A 15,612-nucleotide genomic window follows, 5' to 3' on the forward strand; every position below is an offset into this window, starting at 1 on the left:
GTGGTTCGCCCATGTGAGAGTAGGTCATCGTCAACACCCTCTTAAGTAAACCCCCACTCAGTCGAGTGGGGGTTTTTATTTTTTGATAGGGCGTAAGTATTATACCTCTAGTAGAATATTAGGCGAGGTGTTACCATTGACGCATTTTTTACGCATTATCCGAGGGATTATGCTCAAAGGGGCAACGCTTGAGTTGCTGTATCCTGAGTTTTTGGCAATGTTGGGGGTGATGTTGGTGGTGGGTGTGATTGCGATGGTAAGATATCGGAAAACATTGGATTGACAAGTTCAATCAAGTTGACTTGAATAACGATTAAGGTACAATAATCCGTACATAAACCGTTTTTTTTAAATTGGAGTAAAAAATGGATGTAATTAGCTACACTGATTTACGCAAGAATCTTGCGACCTCACTTGATAGGGTGGTGGTTGACCGTAATCCACTGATTATCACTCGACAAAATGCTGAACCGACTGTTTTGATTAGCCTAAAAGATTTCAATGCTTATGAAGAAACCGCTTATTTGCTCAGTAGCCCCAATAATGCAGAGCGTTTGCGAGAATCCATTGCACAAGCAAAACTTGGTAAAGCCCATGATTTGCTTGAGGTCAAATGCTTTTTTTAGTAAAAAAGAGGATTTTAAAAAGGTATATCTTTAGAAAAATCATTTCCAATTGATTGATTGATTTCAGCATTAACAGTGCTATGATTTAACTCTTTTTGCAAAGAAGATAAATTTTCATTTTTTCTTTGAAAATTTGATTCTGGTAAGTCTAAAACTTCAAATCTTTCAGCATGAATTTCAGTAATATAGCGTGCTACACCTTTATCATTATTCCATTTACGAGTTTTTATTGCACCTTCAACATAAACTTTTGAGCCTTTTTTTAAAAATCTTAACCCTAAGTCTGCTAGTTTTCCATTAAGTCTAATCTTATGCCATTGAGTATTTTCTTGACGGTTTCCATTGTTATCTGTCCAAACCTCGCTAGTCGCAATAGAAAAATTAGTTATCATTCCACCATCTGCAAAAGAAACTCCTTCAGGGTCTGCACCTAAATTACCTATAATTATTGCCTTATTAATTCCCTTCATAAACACCCCCCCCCATTTATTGTCTTGCACATGAACAAGGTCTAAACCCTAGTTCTTTCAACAATTCAACATTAATATTTGCTTGGTCAAAATTAGAATCTTTTTTAAGTTTTTCAATATAAGATAAAATTAGCCTTTCTTTTAGTAGAGAAAATTCTTCTGCTAGTTTTTTTATCTCGTCAGACCTATTTCTTATCGCAAGTTTGATATCTTTAGGCTCACGATACTTTAACCTATATATCTTAATATGGTCTTCTGATTGCTTTGAAAAGCTTTCTAACTGTTGATGAATATCAGTAATTTGATTTTGCAGTTCTTGAGAACTCAATTTTGATATATTTTTTTCAAAATCTGTTGCACCTGAGTTTTTCCTTTCCACTTTTTGCCCAATTTCAGATTCAGATATGTGAAATTGAGCACATACTGCTAACCTATCACCTTGCTTTCCTAAATCCAACTCTCGGACAAAATTTCTATAGTTTTCTACAGCTTCATCACCTCTATTTTTAATAGAAAATGGTATAGGATAGCTATCCCAATCTTTATGTAGCCATTCACAATCACTGTTTATATGATAAGCTGGGGGTTTTCCTTCATTTACATATCTATGGGTATCTTGAATGCCTAATGGCTTGATTCTTTGAACTTTAAAAGTGTTATTTTGGAAAAACTCCCTAGCTTTTTCTAAAAATAATCTTTCAGAGTTAGACAAAACAGATGCTTGCTCTTTATTAAAAGGTAAGTCATTGATGTCTATTTCAATAACTTCTACAATTCTACCTAAGTTAAAGTTAGTCACATACATATTAAATTTCCGATTTACTGTAGGAAGTAAATAAATTATTATCTGATATTAATTCACTTTTAGCAATAAGCAAACCAACATAAATCCATCTTATCTCGCTTTTGCCATACACGCCAAATACCGCTTATTCACCGCACTGGCGTACCAGTTGGTGTCATAGTCACGGCTTAATTTCGCCCCACTTATCACCACTTGGGGCATCATCGCCACAATCGGCTCTTTACCTGTTTTCATTTTATACAAACTGCTAATGGTGTGATAAATTTCAGTATCGGCAAAGTTTTGGCTTTTTTCTCGGCTCAGTTCGCTATGAATTTGGCGTGCCGTCAATGCCAATAATCCTTGCTGTGCCATGCCGTTTAATGCCTTTTCACTTTGGCTTTGTACATTGCCATTATAATTGAGCAAATCCCCATCCAAGTCGATTTTTTGTTTGGTCAATTCGGCAAGCATTTTTTGAAAGCCTGCATTTCGGCTCGAATACATCCCAGAATTATAATCGGCAAAACGATAAATTGGGTCGCTATAGTTGGCTTGGTATAGCATTAGCCGATGAATGCCATAATATAATCCCCCATATTGACTGTATAAATCTCGGCGTAATTCTTCGTTGTTGCCACTGAGGCGTTGATGGTTTCGTGCGTAGTCGATATGTACCTGCATACTACCGAGCGTGGTGATGGGGTCGAGTTTTTCGGCAATGTCACCGCCAACGATTTTGGTAAGGTTGGTGATTTTATTGGTGTAATATTTTTGTGAAAAATACTCAAACATTTGGTGGTATAGTTTGTCAAGCTGTTGTTCGGTATGTACTTTCAGAATTTGTTTTTCAAAGCTATTTTGTGGCGTGGGTTCGTTTTTTAGCATATTGCGAAAATACCCTGCCAACATATTACCCAGTTTTTCATCAAGTTTGGCATTGAGTTCGGTCAGACTGGTTTTACCAAGATTGGCGACTGGTGGGTCGGCTTTAAAGTTGGATTCTTGGTCGATGATGGCGATGGCACTACAGAGATTTGGGGCGTTACGCTCGATTTTTAGGGTGTTAAAAATGTCGTGAATATCGGTCGCCCATGCAGTTTTGTCTTGGTTACGAGGGGGTAATAGGGTGGCGATTTTGTCGATAGATAGGCTGTTATCGACTTTGGGTTTGGCTAAGTAGTTACAGCCTGTTAGCCCTAACATACTGGCAAGGGCTGTCAATGTTGCCAAGGCACGAGTATTTGGCGTGTTGGAATGCGTGTGTGTAAGCCCTTTTTTTAGACGATTAGTAACAAATATCTGTGGTAATTTCATCGCAGTGACCTATACTAATAGTGGTGGACAATTATAACCCAAGGATTGGTGAAAAAGGTTGAGTGAATTTTGCTATTTTGCCATTTTTAGTAAATAAGGATGAGGCAATGGATAGCGATATCAAAAAGTGGAGCGTAACATGGTAAAAATTCGAGAAAGTCTGCCCTTATTGGATGGGAGTGATGGTGAGCATGACAGCGTGACCATGATAGCCAATTTGACTGCCAAACAACGCCATTTTACCCATACAGATTTACCAATTTTATCTGAGCCTGCCAGCCATATCATTGATGACCATACCATTGATACGGAGGCTTGGCTCAAGTCGATGGCAAAGCGTGCCAATCAAGCGAGTTTGCCAGAGCTTGCTAAAGCCTGTGATTTTTTACAAATTCAAGATTTAAATTCCCCCACTCAGCGTTCCAATGCATTTTTGACAGGCGTGGGCATGGCAGATATTTTGGGTTATTTATACCAAGATGAAGTGACGTTGGTCGCTGCTATGCTGTACCGTGCTGCTCGTAAAAATTTAATCACTGAGAAAAAAATTCAAGCCGAATTTGGCAAAGAAATTGCCAGTTTGGTGCATGAAACTTTGGCATTGGGTCGCCTATCTGATTTAATCGAAAATAACAAACGCCTCGAAGACCATTTTAACAATAACCAACGTGACCAGTTGTCGGGCATCTATAATATGCTGATTTCGATGACCAATGATGTGCGTGTGGTATTGATAAAGCTTGCCGAACGTACCTTCGCTATGCGTGAATTGTCGTTTGCCACGCCAGAGCGTCAAGTGCGTGTGGCACGTGAGGTGATGACGATTTATGCCCCACTCGCCCACCGTCTTGGCATTGCACAGCTCAAATGGGAACTCGAAGATTTATCGTTTCGTTACCTTGCCCCTGACCGCTATAAAGAAATTGCCAAACTGTTATCCGAAAAACGTAGTGAGCGTGAGGATTATATCGACCGAGTGGCTGACCAACTGCGTGCCTCCCTTGCCGAGCATGGCATAGAGGGCGAAATCACAGGGCGTGTCAAACATATCTACTCGATTTATCGCAAAATGAAGCTCAAATCGCTGTCATTTGACCAATTGTATGATATCCGTGCCTTGCGAGTGTTGGTGCATAATTTGCCCGATTGTTATCATGTATTGGGCTTGGTGCATGGGCTATGGCGGCACATTCCAGAGCAGTTTGATGACTATATCACAAACCCAAAAGCCAATGGCTATCGCTCATTACATACTGCTGTGATTGCCGAAAATAAATCGCTTGAAGTGCAGATTCGTACCTTTGATATGCACTATGAAGCTGAGCTTGGGATGTGTGCCCACGTCAATTATAAAGAAGGCACAAAAAACAAAAAAGACGACTATCTGACTCGTAAAATCAGTAGTTTGCGTCAAATTTTGCTCAATCAAGACCCCACCGACAATGCCGACCCACTCAAGAATGTGTTAAATAAACACAACGATAGCGAAGGGCAAGAAGTCGATGAGGAAGAACAAGTCGTTGATTTTGGGGAATTTGAGCGGATTTATGTCTTTAGTAAAGATGGCGATATTATTGAATTACCCAAAGGCTCTACGGTACTCGACTTTGCGTATTATGTGCATACCCAAGTCGGCAATCGAGCCCAAGCAGCAAGGGTCAACCAACGCTATGTACCACTCACCTATCAGCTAAAAACAGGCGAGCAGGTCGAAATCATCACCAAACAATCTCGTGAGCCAAACCGTGATTGGCTGGTGGCATCACTGGGCTATATTCATACCAGTCGAGCCAGAAGCAAGCTACGTCAATGGTTTAACAAACAAGACCGTGATAAAAACATCGAAACTGGCAAGCACATCCTGACCAAAGAACTGGCTCGAATGTCGGTACACCCTAACAGCATTGATTTAAATGATTACGTCAAATTCTTTAATGCCAAAAACAGCGATGATATCTTGGTGGGGCTGGTCAATGGCAATGTAGAACTGCATGACTTGACAGGGCATATCAGCCGTCATCTTGACCTTGAGCCTGACGTGGTCGAAACTGACCTTGTGCCGAGTGTCCATCCCAAAGCCACTGGTAAACTGGATGCTTATAAAATCGAAGTTGATGGCTTGGACAATATCCCCATGCACCTTGCAGGGTGCTGTAGCCCTGTGCAGGGCGAGCCAATTGCAGGCTTTATCACCCAGTCCAATGGCGTGAGCATCCACCGTGAGGACTGTATCGAGTATCATCGGTTGATTGAACGTGAGCCAGAGCGAGCCATCAGTGCCGCTTGGTATGGCAATAAAGGCAAAAGTCAGATGGTACAAATCTACATGGAAGCCTACGACCGCCGAGGGTTATTGCGAGATTTGACCCAAATCATTGACCAAGAAAACGTCAATATTCGCCAAGTTGAAACCTTAAGTGGTGCGGATGATATCGCTCGTTTGAATTTTAATGTTGAAGTGTCTGGGCTAACCCAATTATCCAAATTGCTTGCCAAACTTGAGCAACAGCATGGCATCATTTTGGCAAGACGTGTGGTGGGGACAAAAACCTAATGCCCGAATTACCCGAAGTCCAAACCACTGGCGATAGTCTAAAACCCCTGCTAAATCAAACCATTGAGCAAGTACAAGTGTTTCAACCAAAACTACGGTGGCAAATACCGCAGGATATCACACAGCTTGTCGGCTATGCCCTCACCGCCATCGAACGGCGTGCCAAATATCTGATTTTGACCTTTAACAAGGGTAATGTTGAAAAAAAACTGCTCATACATCTAGGTATGTCAGGTAGCTTGCAACAACATGATATCGGCTTTGATAAACGTAAACACGACCATTTGATTATCGACTTTAGCAATGGTAAACAACTGCATTACCACGACCCTAGACGCTTTGGCATGGTGCTATGGCTAGCAGATTATTACGATAAACTCATCAAAAACTTGGGCATTGAGCCATTGGATAACGGCTTTACAGGACAATACTTGTATGACCTTATTCAGCACACCCCTCAGAAGTCTTTAGAGAAAAAAGTATTGGGTAAAAAAACCAAACCCATCAGCCGACCCATCAAAGCCGTGATTATGGAACAAAGCGTGGTGGTGGGCGTGGGCAATATCTATGCCACCGAAAGTCTGTTTTTGGCAGGGATTCATCCGTTGACGCCAGCCGATACATTGACGCTCAATCAGCTCACAACTTTGGTGAAGTTTATCAAGCAAGTGCTTGAAATCTCTATCGAAAAAGGTGGTTCTAGCCTTAAAGACTTCACGGTAGGCAATGGCAAAACAGGCTATTTTCAGCAGACTCTACGTGTGTATGGGCGAGGTGGTGAGCCATGTCCGCAGTGTGGCACGATGATAGAAAATGTCAAAATCGCCCAACGAGCCAGTACCTTTTGCCCCCAATGTCAGCCACTGGTGAATGATAACAACCAAAAGTAGAGTCGTTTAAAGTAGAAATAACCCCAGTTTTGTAGAAGCGTATGGCATACGCCCAAAACCTCAACATATTATTCTTGATTTAATTCACTATAGTTTGTCTTTAATACACCGCTAATCCAAAAGTTGGGGTATTAAACACAAATTCACTTGCTAAATTTCGGTAAACTTGCTGTAATGTAACCTAATAATTTTCAAAAAAATCACGAATAATTTTCTGAGATGTGAGGCATTTTATGAAAGCATTGACCAAATTTGTAATGGTTTCGACATTAGCAATGGCAAGCATTGCCCCAAGTTTTGCCGCCACCGAAATTGATGAAAAAGATTTTGGTCCTACGTATGGTAAAATGGTGGCAGATGCGACAGTGGGTAAACCATTAGGGGCTATCGCTGTGGGCTTTGGGGCGGCTGCTTGGGTCGTCAGCTTGCCTTTTACCTATTTTAATGGCGATATGATGCAAGCTCGTAAAACACTCATTGAAGACCCATACTATGCGATGGATAGATGTTTGGGCTGTACGCCTGCTGAGGATGCGTATTTTAGAAGCCGACAAGCCAATAATAACCAAGTGCGTGTGGTAGTTGACGGCCCATCAGAGGTGGTAATTAATACTGACCAGCATGTGATTGTGAATAAGCCTTAGTATTTTAATGGGTGAGTGCCAAAACAAACATATTTGATAAAATTTAATCTAATAGCGTGGGTTAGCAAAGCATAACCCACGGAAAATCAAACGATGATTTGTACGACTATAAAACAGCCATACTGAGGGCTGTTTTTTTTGCCTTAAATAATCATAACTGATGCGTTCAAGTTATTTGCTAAGTCGCTGATTTGCTTATACTACTTTTTATGATAATTTAATCCTTTTTTAGGGATTACCCACCGATATAAAGGATGATATATGTCAACTCAAGATATTAGGGTCGCAACTGACCATCATACCAATCTGACCGCCACAATCTATACCCCCAATACGGATAATTCACTGGCGGCATCAAGCGTAAAAGCAGGTATTATGCTTGCACCTGCGACAGGGATTAAACGCCAGTTTTATCACAATTTTGCTCAGTTTTTGGCTGATAATGGCTATGGCGTGATGACCTTTGATAATGAAGGCATTGGTGACTCATTAGAAGGTGATATTGCCAAATCGAACGCCTCGCTTATAAGTTGGGGACGCTATGACATGACGGCGATATTGGATAAACTGATGCAAACCTTCCCCAATACCAGCTATCATCTGATTGGGCATAGTGCAGGTGGTCAGCTATTTGGACTAATGCCAAACCATGACAAGCTAACGTCCGTGTTTAATGTGGCGTGCTCGTCTGGACAAATCCGCAATATGGCAATGCCCTATCGTGCCAAAGCCATGTACTTTATGGATGTGTTTATCCCAATGTCAAATCTAATATTTGGCTATACCAAAACTTCGAAAGTCGGCATGGGTGAGGATTTGCCAAAACAAGTCGCCAAGCAATGGCGTGATTGGTGTAATGGCTCGGGCTATATCAAAACCGCTTTTGGTAAAACCGTGCAAACCCATTATTATGATGAAGTCAAACTACCTACACTGTGGGTTAATGCACCTGATGATGATATCGCCAATGATAAAAACGTGGCAGATATGATTCGGGTATTCCCCAATATACAAGCAACCACCAAAACGCTGAATCCCAAAGATTATGGGCTAAAACATATCGGTCATATGAAGTTTTTTAGCCGTCAAAATCAAGTATTGTGGCAACAGGCAGTGGATTGGTTAGAAAAACACGCTTAACTAAAAAGGCACATCACATTCAAAGTCTAGCCACGCCCCTGTATTGGGGTGTTTTAGTCTTAGCTTGTGGGCGTGCAAGCACAACCGTGGTGACAGCTCAAACGCTTCACCATCCAAAATATCTTGAGCATAGATGGGGTCGCCTAGCATGACATGACCAATATGAAGCATATGTACCCGCAGTTGATGGCTACGCCCAGTCACAGGGAACAACGCCACACGGCTGACAGGCTTGCCTTGGCGAAGTTCGTGGTGCAAGGTTTTAAAATGCGTCAAGGCGTGTTTATGCCAGTCCATATCCACGATATGTTTGGGTTTTTGCGGTGGGTCGTAACGCACAGGGACGTTGATTTCACCTTGTTGTGGTGTCGTTCCCCATACCACGGCTTGATATTCTTTGGTCGGTAAGCGGTCAATAAATTGCTTGCTGATATGGGTTTGGGCTTCACTGTGGCGAGCGAAGATAATCAGCCCAGAGGTGTCCATGTCAAGGCGGTGGATGAGTTTGACATTGGGGTCAGCTCGTAGCAAGCGAGATTGTAGGCTGACTTTGAGGTCTTTGCCATCGACTGAGAGCAGTCCGTGGGGCTTGTCAATGACCCAGATGTCGTCATCACGGTACAGGGTGACGGATTGGGCGAAGTCGTCAAAAAAGCTTTGTGGTTGCTGGCTTTCTTCAAGATTTCGCTTGGCAATGGATTCTGGAGTGAGGGCTTGGGGAAGTGGTCGCATGGGGTGTGTACAATCTCTATAATTTACTGAACTGAGCATTGATAAGATTTACCATTTTTGAAAACTTTAATGCGGTTAGCTATGCTATTATAATCATCAATTGTTCTCATTGTACCAAAAAAACGCCATGACCACACACAATAACACACCACCCAACTCAACGACTTCAGACACCAACAGCTCCTTACACAGCCACCTTGACGGCTACGCCCAACAAGCCAAAGGCAAAACAGGTATCACACGCATTATCAATGCCAGTACCTACTCACGAGATGGCTTGCTGGCTGCCTACCAAAATGAAGCCGCCTTTCGGCAAGTGGCATGGCTCAATGGTGTGTTATTGTTGGTGTTGGTGGTGATGCCATTTAGCATTGTTATCAAAATGTTGTTGGTATTTGCCTCGTTTTTCTCGTTGGTGGTGGAGCTTTTTAACACAGGGCTAGAAGCGTCCATCGACCATACTTCTACTGAACGCCATCCGCTTGCCAAAATCGGTAAAGATGTCGGTTCGGCAGCCCAACTTTTGGCATTGACTCTGTTGTTTATGCTGTGGATGATGGCGTTGTACGCTACCTTTATGTAACCGTATTAAACTAATAATGTAGAAGGAACACTATGCCCATTTATCTTGGCACAGGGGGCTATAGCGATACTGATTTGGTCGGGGCGTTATACCCTGTGGGGACGAAGAAAACGGAATTTTTGACTGAGTATGCCAAACATTATCCAGCGGTAGAAATTAACAGCAGTTTTTATGCTCCGATTGGTCGCAAAGCCTATGAGGGAATGCTGAATAAATCTGAAAATAACCTCAAATTTGCCATCAAACTACACCAAGACTTTAGCCACAATCTCACCGCCACACCACAGACTGCCATTGCTTTTATGGATGCCATTCGCCCAATCATTGAGGCGGATTGTTTGGCAAGTTTGTTGCTTCAGTTTCCGCACGGTTTTGACCGTACCATTCACAATCGCCAATATTTAGCGATGCTGACCAGTTGGTTTGTAGGGTTGCCATTAGCGATTGAGTTTCGCCATCAAAGTTGGCACACGCCTCAAGTGTATGCCAGTTTTACCAAGCAAAATTTGAGCTGGTGCAGTGTCGATTATCCCAATGTAAAAGGCTTGCCACCCAGTGGCTTACTGTTTACCAATCGGATAGGTTATCTGCGAATGCACGGCAAAAATGTCAACTGGTGGGATGCTCATTCGGCAAGTGAACGCCATGATTATCGTTATAGCGAGGCGGAGATGCAAGCGTGGGCGATGACGATTGCTAATCAGCAAGCCAATTTTGATACGTTGTATGTATTTTTTGAAAATACCGTTAAAGCCCATGCGGTGTATAATATTGCGATGTTACAACACGCCTTACTTGAGCAAAATTTAGCAGTGATAATCACAAAAACCACAGAATAGCATCGCTTGAAATCGCTAAATTTGTTATTATAAAAGGTTATATTTTGATAAAACGCTAGGTATTAAAGTAGTATGACTGATTTTGCCATTGGACAACGTTACCTTTCTGACACCGAAAACGAATTGGGCTTGGGCGTGGTCGTCCTTGTCGATGACCGCTGTGTGCATATTCTGTTTCCACAAAGTGAAGAAACACGGGTGTATGCCAAAACTTCCGCCCCTTTATCGAGAGTGCTATTCAAGGCAGGCGACACCATCACCGACCAAGATGGGCATAGCTTTGAAGTGACCGAGGTCGAAGAAACCGCAGGGGTGTACAAATACCATGTCGTTGGGCAAGATAAACCCATCATGGAAACTCGTCTAGGGGCGAATATTACCCTTGCCAAACCGCTAGAACGCCTATTGGCAAGCCGTATTCACCAAAATGACTGGTATGAATTGCGTCAAGAAATCCTTCGCACCCAAGCCAATTTGGCAGGTCATCCGCTCAAGGGCTTGATGGGGGCGAGGGTCGATATTATCGAACATCAGTTGTATATCGCCCATGAGGTTGGCAAGCGTATCGCCCCTCGTGTGCTGTTGGCGGACGAAGTGGGATTGGGTAAAACCATTGAAGCAGGGTTGATTATTCATCAGCAGTTGATTAATGGCAAAGCCGAGCGAGTGTTGGTGCTAGTGCCAGATAGCTTGCAGTACCAATGGATGATTGAGCTTCGCAGACGCTTTAACCTTGAGTTTGCGATTTTTGATTTGGTGCGTACTGCCTCGATTGCCGAGCATGACCCAGAGCAAAACCCATTTTTGACCGAGCAAGGCATTATCGCCAGTATTGATTTGTTGCTTGACCATGAGGATTTACGCCAAAAAGCCCTTGAAGCAGGGTTTGATTTGTTGGTGGTGGATGAAGCCCATCATTTGCACTGGGATAGTGAGCAAGGCGGCAATGATAAATATGAGTTGGTCGAAGACTTTGCCAAACAGACCGCAGGCGTGTTGTTATTGACCGCCACGCCAGAGCAGTTGGGGCTAGAAAGCCATTTTGCACGGCTTCGCTTGCTTGACCCAAATCGTTTTGCTGACCTTGATGATTTTATTGAAGCGGAAGAAAACTTTAGCCAAACTGCCCAAATTGCCGAAATTTTATTAAGCGACCGTCCGCTCAGTGATTCGCAAAAATCCGCCCTTGCTCAACTATTAGGGTATGATATCACCGATGATGAACAAGGGCGTGGGCGTGCGATTAATGAATTGCTTGACCGTCACGGCACAGGGCGAGTGTTGTTCCGCAATACTCGTGATAGTGTGGCAGAGTTGATTTCTGGCTTTCAAGGACGCACTTCGGTGGCGTATCCGTTGCCATTGCCTGCAACGTGGCAAAACAGCTACCATACGCAAGGCAAATTGCGTGAACAGCTTTGGAGCGAGGAAAATCAACCAGACGGCAGTTGGCTGGAGGAAGACCCTCGTGTGCCGTGGTTGATTGATATTTTAAAACACGAACTCAAACACCAAAAAGTGCTATTAATTGCTCGCAGTGGGGCAACGGTGGAAAGCCTTGAAGCCGTGTTACGCCTCCATGCAGGGATTAAGACAGCGATTTTTACCGAGCAGATGACCCTCCTTGAGCGTGACCAAGCGTCAGCGTATTTTGCCGATAGAGAAGGAGCTCAAATTCTTTTGGCTTCTGAAATTGGCTCGGAGGGGCGTAATTTTCAGTTTGCCAGTGATTTGATTTTGTTTGATTTGCCTGCCAATCCAGATACCCTCGAACAGCGTATCGGACGGCTTGACCGCATTGGACAACAAAATCTGATTACCATTCATGTGCCGTATGTCGAGGGGACAGCGACCGAACGCCTTTATCATTGGTATAACGATGCGTTAAATATTTTTAACCAAATTTCGCCAACGGCTCAAACCGTACAAGAGCAGTTTATTGTCGATTTAAAACCGATGCTGGAGGGTAAAGGCACGGTTGATGGCTTAAATGCGTTGATTGACGAAGGGCAAGCCCAACGCTTGGCGTTAGAGGAAGCTATGCAGGCAGGGCGTGACCGTCTGCTTGAATACAACTCCTGTCGCCCTCGTGTGGCGAGTAAGATTGCCTATACCATGCGTGAGTTTGATGATACCCATACCTTGCCACGCCTGTTTGAGCGGTTTATGTCGTCCATCAACATGGACTACAGCGGACAGCGTGACGGCTCGCTGATGCTTCATCCCTCGGATGAGATGCAGGTGCAAGGGTTGGCGATTCCAGAAGACGGCATGACTTTGACCTTTGAGCGTGAGCAAGCCCTTGTGCGTGAAGACATGGCATTTATGACTTACGAACATCCGCTGATGCAAAGTATCTTTGAAACGGTGAATAGTGGCACGTTTGGCAACACGACCGTGGCGACTTTGGCAAGTAACGCCATGCCAGAGGGCTTGGTGTTGCTCGAAGTGAATTTCCGTGTGGAGGCGATTGCCCCTAAATTGCTCAATCTCACCGCATTTTTGCCAAAACCTTTTATCCGTGTGTTTTTAAGTCAACAAGGGACAGATTTTAGCGAAAAAATTGCCCCAGAGATGATTGCGAACCATATTCACCGCCTTGATAAAACCAGAGCAAGACAGGTGATTAAGGCTCGCCGTGATATCATTGAAAATCGCTATCAGCAAGCGGTTGAACTGGCAAATCAGCAGTTACCGAGTATCAGTGAGGAAGCCCAGTCGCTATTTACTCAGCGTTGGCAACGAGAAATTGAGCGGTTGCAGTATTTGCAATCGGTGAACCCCAATGTGCGTGATAGTGAGATTCGTCAAGTTGAACGACTGCATGAGCAAGGGTTAGAGGCGTTGACCAACTTATCGCTAATTCCTGATAGTATTCGGGTGTTGGTGGCGGTGAAGCCGTAAGTCAGTAAAGTAATTAAGTCATTTTTAGCCATATTGAGGATAACACGATGGAATTAGAAAAACTAAGCGTCATGCAATATCTTGATAAAAGCTGGCAAGAATGGCTGATTAATAATTATAATGCAGGTATTCATCCACGCCGTTTGGCACAATCTATGCTTGAAAAAGGCTTGGTTGATGCGATGTATGCCATGTTGTCAGATTTTGATTTGACCCTTGATATGCCGATGATTGATTTGAGTAGTAATCAAATTGAGCTATCTGATAAAACGGTGTCTTTGACGTTTGTTTGTCAAAAACCTTATGTGGTGGTGATTGATGATTTTTTATCTGCCGAAGAATGTCAGCAAATGTTGCAAGTTTCTAATGATAAATTTAATCCTGCAAGAGTCGTGGATAAAGATACAGGTGAATTTGTCGAGCATTATGCGAGAACCAGTATGAATACTGGCTTTGTTCGTGGTGAGTTTGAGATTATTAAAGTAATTGAAAGCCGTATTTCATCGTTGTTGCATTGGCCTGTTGAAAATGGTGAAGGGATTCAAGTTTTACGCTATCAAGATGGCGGTGAATATAAAGCACACTTTGACTTTTTTAATAAAAATGAAAAAGGTAGTGCCAAGCAAATGGAACATGGTGGACAACGGGTCGGCACATTTTTGATGTACTTGTCGGATGTTGAGCGTGGTGGGGCGACTCGGTTTCCAACCATGAATTTTGAGGTACGTCCGAAAGCAGGTATGGCATTGTATTTTGCCAATACTTTATTGACAGGGCAAACCGATGATTTGACGTTTCATGCCAGTGTACCTGTGGTACAAGGGACAAAATATATCGCCACAAAGTGGCTTAGACAATCAGCGTATTAATACGCAATGTTTGTAGGAATTACCATAAAAAAACCGATGCTCATGTAGCATCGGTTTTTTGTATTGTGGATAAAGGATACGGTTAGAACTTACTGGTGAAAACTAACGATACACCTTGATTGTCGTAGTTTTTACGCCATTCGCCCATATAGTTGGCAGAGATATCAATATTAGCGGTTGGCTTATAGCTTAGACCCAGCCCTGCAATACCAACTTCTTGACCGACTTCTTGCCCTAGCGTGGTAAAGCTAGAGTTTGGCGTTCCTGCAAAATTGGCGGTAATATCGGTGCGTGGGTCGCCATTTTCAATCGCACCTGCCAATTTACCTGTTAGGGCAACACGTTGTCCAAGTGGTTGTTTGAACTGTACACCCAGCGTTGAGCGGAAGCTGTCATATTGCTGTTCGGCAACATCAAGATTGAGTGCATCTGCCCCAGTTTCACGGTAACCATCCGCAGTAATACGGCTGTAATTGACTTGAGCAAATGGGCTGATATTACGGCTCTCACTACCGATGCGATGGCTGATGCCCATACCTGCTTGTAGGGTATTTGCGGTATAGTCAGATTTTGCCGTTGTGTTGGCTAAATCAATATGACGTTCGCCTTGAATATCGCTACGCCCTACGCCAACGTGGAAATTGGCACGTGTGGCAGGTGTGGCTTGATAGTCGCCATAGCCTAATAGCTGTAAGGTGTCAGCCGTCATTTCATGGTTGATGACTTGACCATTGGTGTCAGCATCACTGTTGATATAGGATAACGCACCACCAAGATTGAGTTTATCATTGATAGCGGTATCTGCTCCGACAATCACGCCTGCGTCTTGGTTTTCATAACCGACCAATCCGCCTTGATGTTGTTTGGTAGATTTTGCACCAATGGCTTTTGCCCAAACGTGGCGTTCACGGTCATAGTTTTGCTCATAGATAGCGTTAAGGGCTTGGTTGTTGCTATCTGCAATCATGCGGTTGACCGAACCCATGAATAGCGGTTGAGATTGGCTTGCCAAGTTTGAGAGCTGTAAACTGCCAAAATTAAGGGTGCTTTCGATAAGTTTATCAGCAAGTGGGCTAGTGCCTGTGGCGATTTTTTGGTCAACAGCATTATCCAATACTTTTGCAAGATTTTCCGATATATGGTTGTCGTGGCTGTTGACAGCCTTAACAAAAGTCGTAGTCTTTGTTGGTGTTGGTGTTGGTGTTGGTGTTGGTGTTGGTGTTGGTGTTGGTGTTGGTGTTGGTGTTGGTGTTGGTGTTG

Annotated in this window: 15 protein-coding genes; 10 read left to right on the plus strand and 5 right to left on the minus strand. The window is 43.3% G+C overall.

All coding sequences use genetic code 11. The annotated features are described in order from the left end of the window. Positions 1-136 precede the first annotated feature (136 nt). Together ACK1U4_RS11720 and ACK1U4_RS11725 are read left to right on the plus strand one after the other, a co-directional pair. Positions 137-283, plus strand: coding sequence for a hypothetical protein (locus tag ACK1U4_RS11720; protein ID WP_419401924.1), 147 nt, complete (start codon positions 137-139; stop codon positions 281-283). A gap of 82 nt (positions 284-365) precedes the next feature. Then, on the plus strand, positions 366-626 hold the full coding sequence (locus ACK1U4_RS11725; RefSeq protein ID WP_419401925.1) for a type II toxin-antitoxin system Phd/YefM family antitoxin: 261 nt from the start codon (positions 366-368) through the stop codon (positions 624-626). 14 nt (positions 627-640) lie between these two features. On the opposite strand, the gene ssb is transcribed toward ACK1U4_RS11725, so the two are convergent. The 3 genes from ssb to ACK1U4_RS11740 form a co-directional block, all read right to left on the minus strand. Next, on the minus strand, positions 641-1,096 hold the full coding sequence (gene ssb, locus ACK1U4_RS11730; protein WP_419401926.1) for a single-stranded DNA-binding protein: 456 nt from the start codon (positions 1,094-1,096) through the stop codon (positions 641-643). 16 nt (positions 1,097-1,112) lie between these two features. Further along, positions 1,113-1,901: a hypothetical protein gene (locus ACK1U4_RS11735; RefSeq protein WP_419401927.1), complete on the minus strand. Its 789-nt coding sequence runs from the start codon at positions 1,899-1,901 to the stop codon at positions 1,113-1,115. Between the two features lie 90 nt (positions 1,902-1,991). Then, positions 1,992-3,086 (minus strand): DUF1615 family protein, encoded by a 1,095-nt coding sequence (locus tag ACK1U4_RS11740; protein WP_419401938.1) that lies wholly within the window; start codon positions 3,084-3,086, stop codon positions 1,992-1,994. A 250-nt stretch (positions 3,087-3,336) separates the two neighbouring features. On the opposite strand from ACK1U4_RS11740, the gene ACK1U4_RS11745 reads away from it, so the two are divergent. The 4 genes from ACK1U4_RS11745 to ACK1U4_RS11760 all read left to right on the plus strand — a co-directional run bounded on the left by ACK1U4_RS11745 (position 3,337) and on the right by ACK1U4_RS11760 (position 8,425). Continuing rightward, complete coding sequence (locus ACK1U4_RS11745; protein WP_419401928.1) at positions 3,337-5,751, plus strand: RelA/SpoT family protein; 2,415 nt, start codon at positions 3,337-3,339, stop codon at positions 5,749-5,751. After that, a complete protein-coding gene (gene mutM / locus ACK1U4_RS11750) occupies positions 5,751-6,641 on the plus strand; it encodes a bifunctional DNA-formamidopyrimidine glycosylase/DNA-(apurinic or apyrimidinic site) lyase (protein ID WP_419401929.1) in 891 nt (296 codons plus the stop codon). The genes ACK1U4_RS11745 and mutM overlap by 1 nt, the downstream gene beginning before the upstream one ends. Positions 6,642-6,874: 233 nt before the next feature. Then, the gene (locus tag ACK1U4_RS11755; RefSeq protein ID WP_419401930.1) at positions 6,875-7,285 is read left to right on the plus strand and encodes a hypothetical protein; all 411 of its coding nucleotides are present in this window, start codon (positions 6,875-6,877) and stop codon (positions 7,283-7,285) included. Between the two features lie 261 nt (positions 7,286-7,546). After that, positions 7,547-8,425, plus strand: a complete 879-nt coding sequence (locus ACK1U4_RS11760; RefSeq protein WP_419401931.1) for an alpha/beta fold hydrolase — start codon at positions 7,547-7,549, stop codon at positions 8,423-8,425. Here the strand turns inward: ACK1U4_RS11760 and ACK1U4_RS11765 are convergent, their stop codons facing one another. Then, a complete protein-coding gene (locus tag ACK1U4_RS11765; protein WP_419401932.1) occupies positions 8,426-9,157 on the minus strand; it encodes an RluA family pseudouridine synthase in 732 nt (243 codons plus the stop codon). Positions 9,158-9,284: 127 nt separating this feature from the next. Here ACK1U4_RS11765 and ACK1U4_RS11770 point away from each other — a divergent pair, with 127 nt between their 5' ends. From ACK1U4_RS11770 to ACK1U4_RS11785, 4 genes are all read left to right on the plus strand, one after another. Continuing rightward, positions 9,285-9,740 (plus strand): diacylglycerol kinase, encoded by a 456-nt coding sequence (locus ACK1U4_RS11770; RefSeq protein ID WP_419401933.1) that lies wholly within the window; start codon positions 9,285-9,287, stop codon positions 9,738-9,740. Positions 9,741-9,772: 32 nt separating this feature from the next. Then, positions 9,773-10,579: a DUF72 domain-containing protein gene (locus tag ACK1U4_RS11775; protein WP_419401934.1), complete on the plus strand. Its 807-nt coding sequence runs from the start codon at positions 9,773-9,775 to the stop codon at positions 10,577-10,579. A 72-nt stretch (positions 10,580-10,651) separates the two neighbouring features. Beyond that, the gene (rapA, locus tag ACK1U4_RS11780; protein ID WP_419401935.1) at positions 10,652-13,483 is read left to right on the plus strand and encodes an RNA polymerase-associated protein RapA; all 2,832 of its coding nucleotides are present in this window, start codon (positions 10,652-10,654) and stop codon (positions 13,481-13,483) included. A 47-nt stretch (positions 13,484-13,530) separates the two neighbouring features. Beyond that, on the plus strand, positions 13,531-14,352 hold the full coding sequence (locus tag ACK1U4_RS11785; RefSeq protein WP_419401936.1) for a 2OG-Fe(II) oxygenase: 822 nt from the start codon (positions 13,531-13,533) through the stop codon (positions 14,350-14,352). 82 nt (positions 14,353-14,434) lie between these two features. Here the strand turns inward: ACK1U4_RS11785 and ACK1U4_RS11790 are convergent. Then, positions 14,435-15,612: autotransporter outer membrane beta-barrel domain-containing protein (locus ACK1U4_RS11790; protein WP_419401937.1), on the minus strand; the 1,178-nt coding region annotated here is incomplete at its 5' end.

It is taken from the genome of Moraxella sp. TY6, assembly GCF_048551375.1.
In the GTDB taxonomy this organism is placed as follows: Bacteria; Pseudomonadota; Gammaproteobacteria; order Pseudomonadales; family Moraxellaceae; genus Faucicola.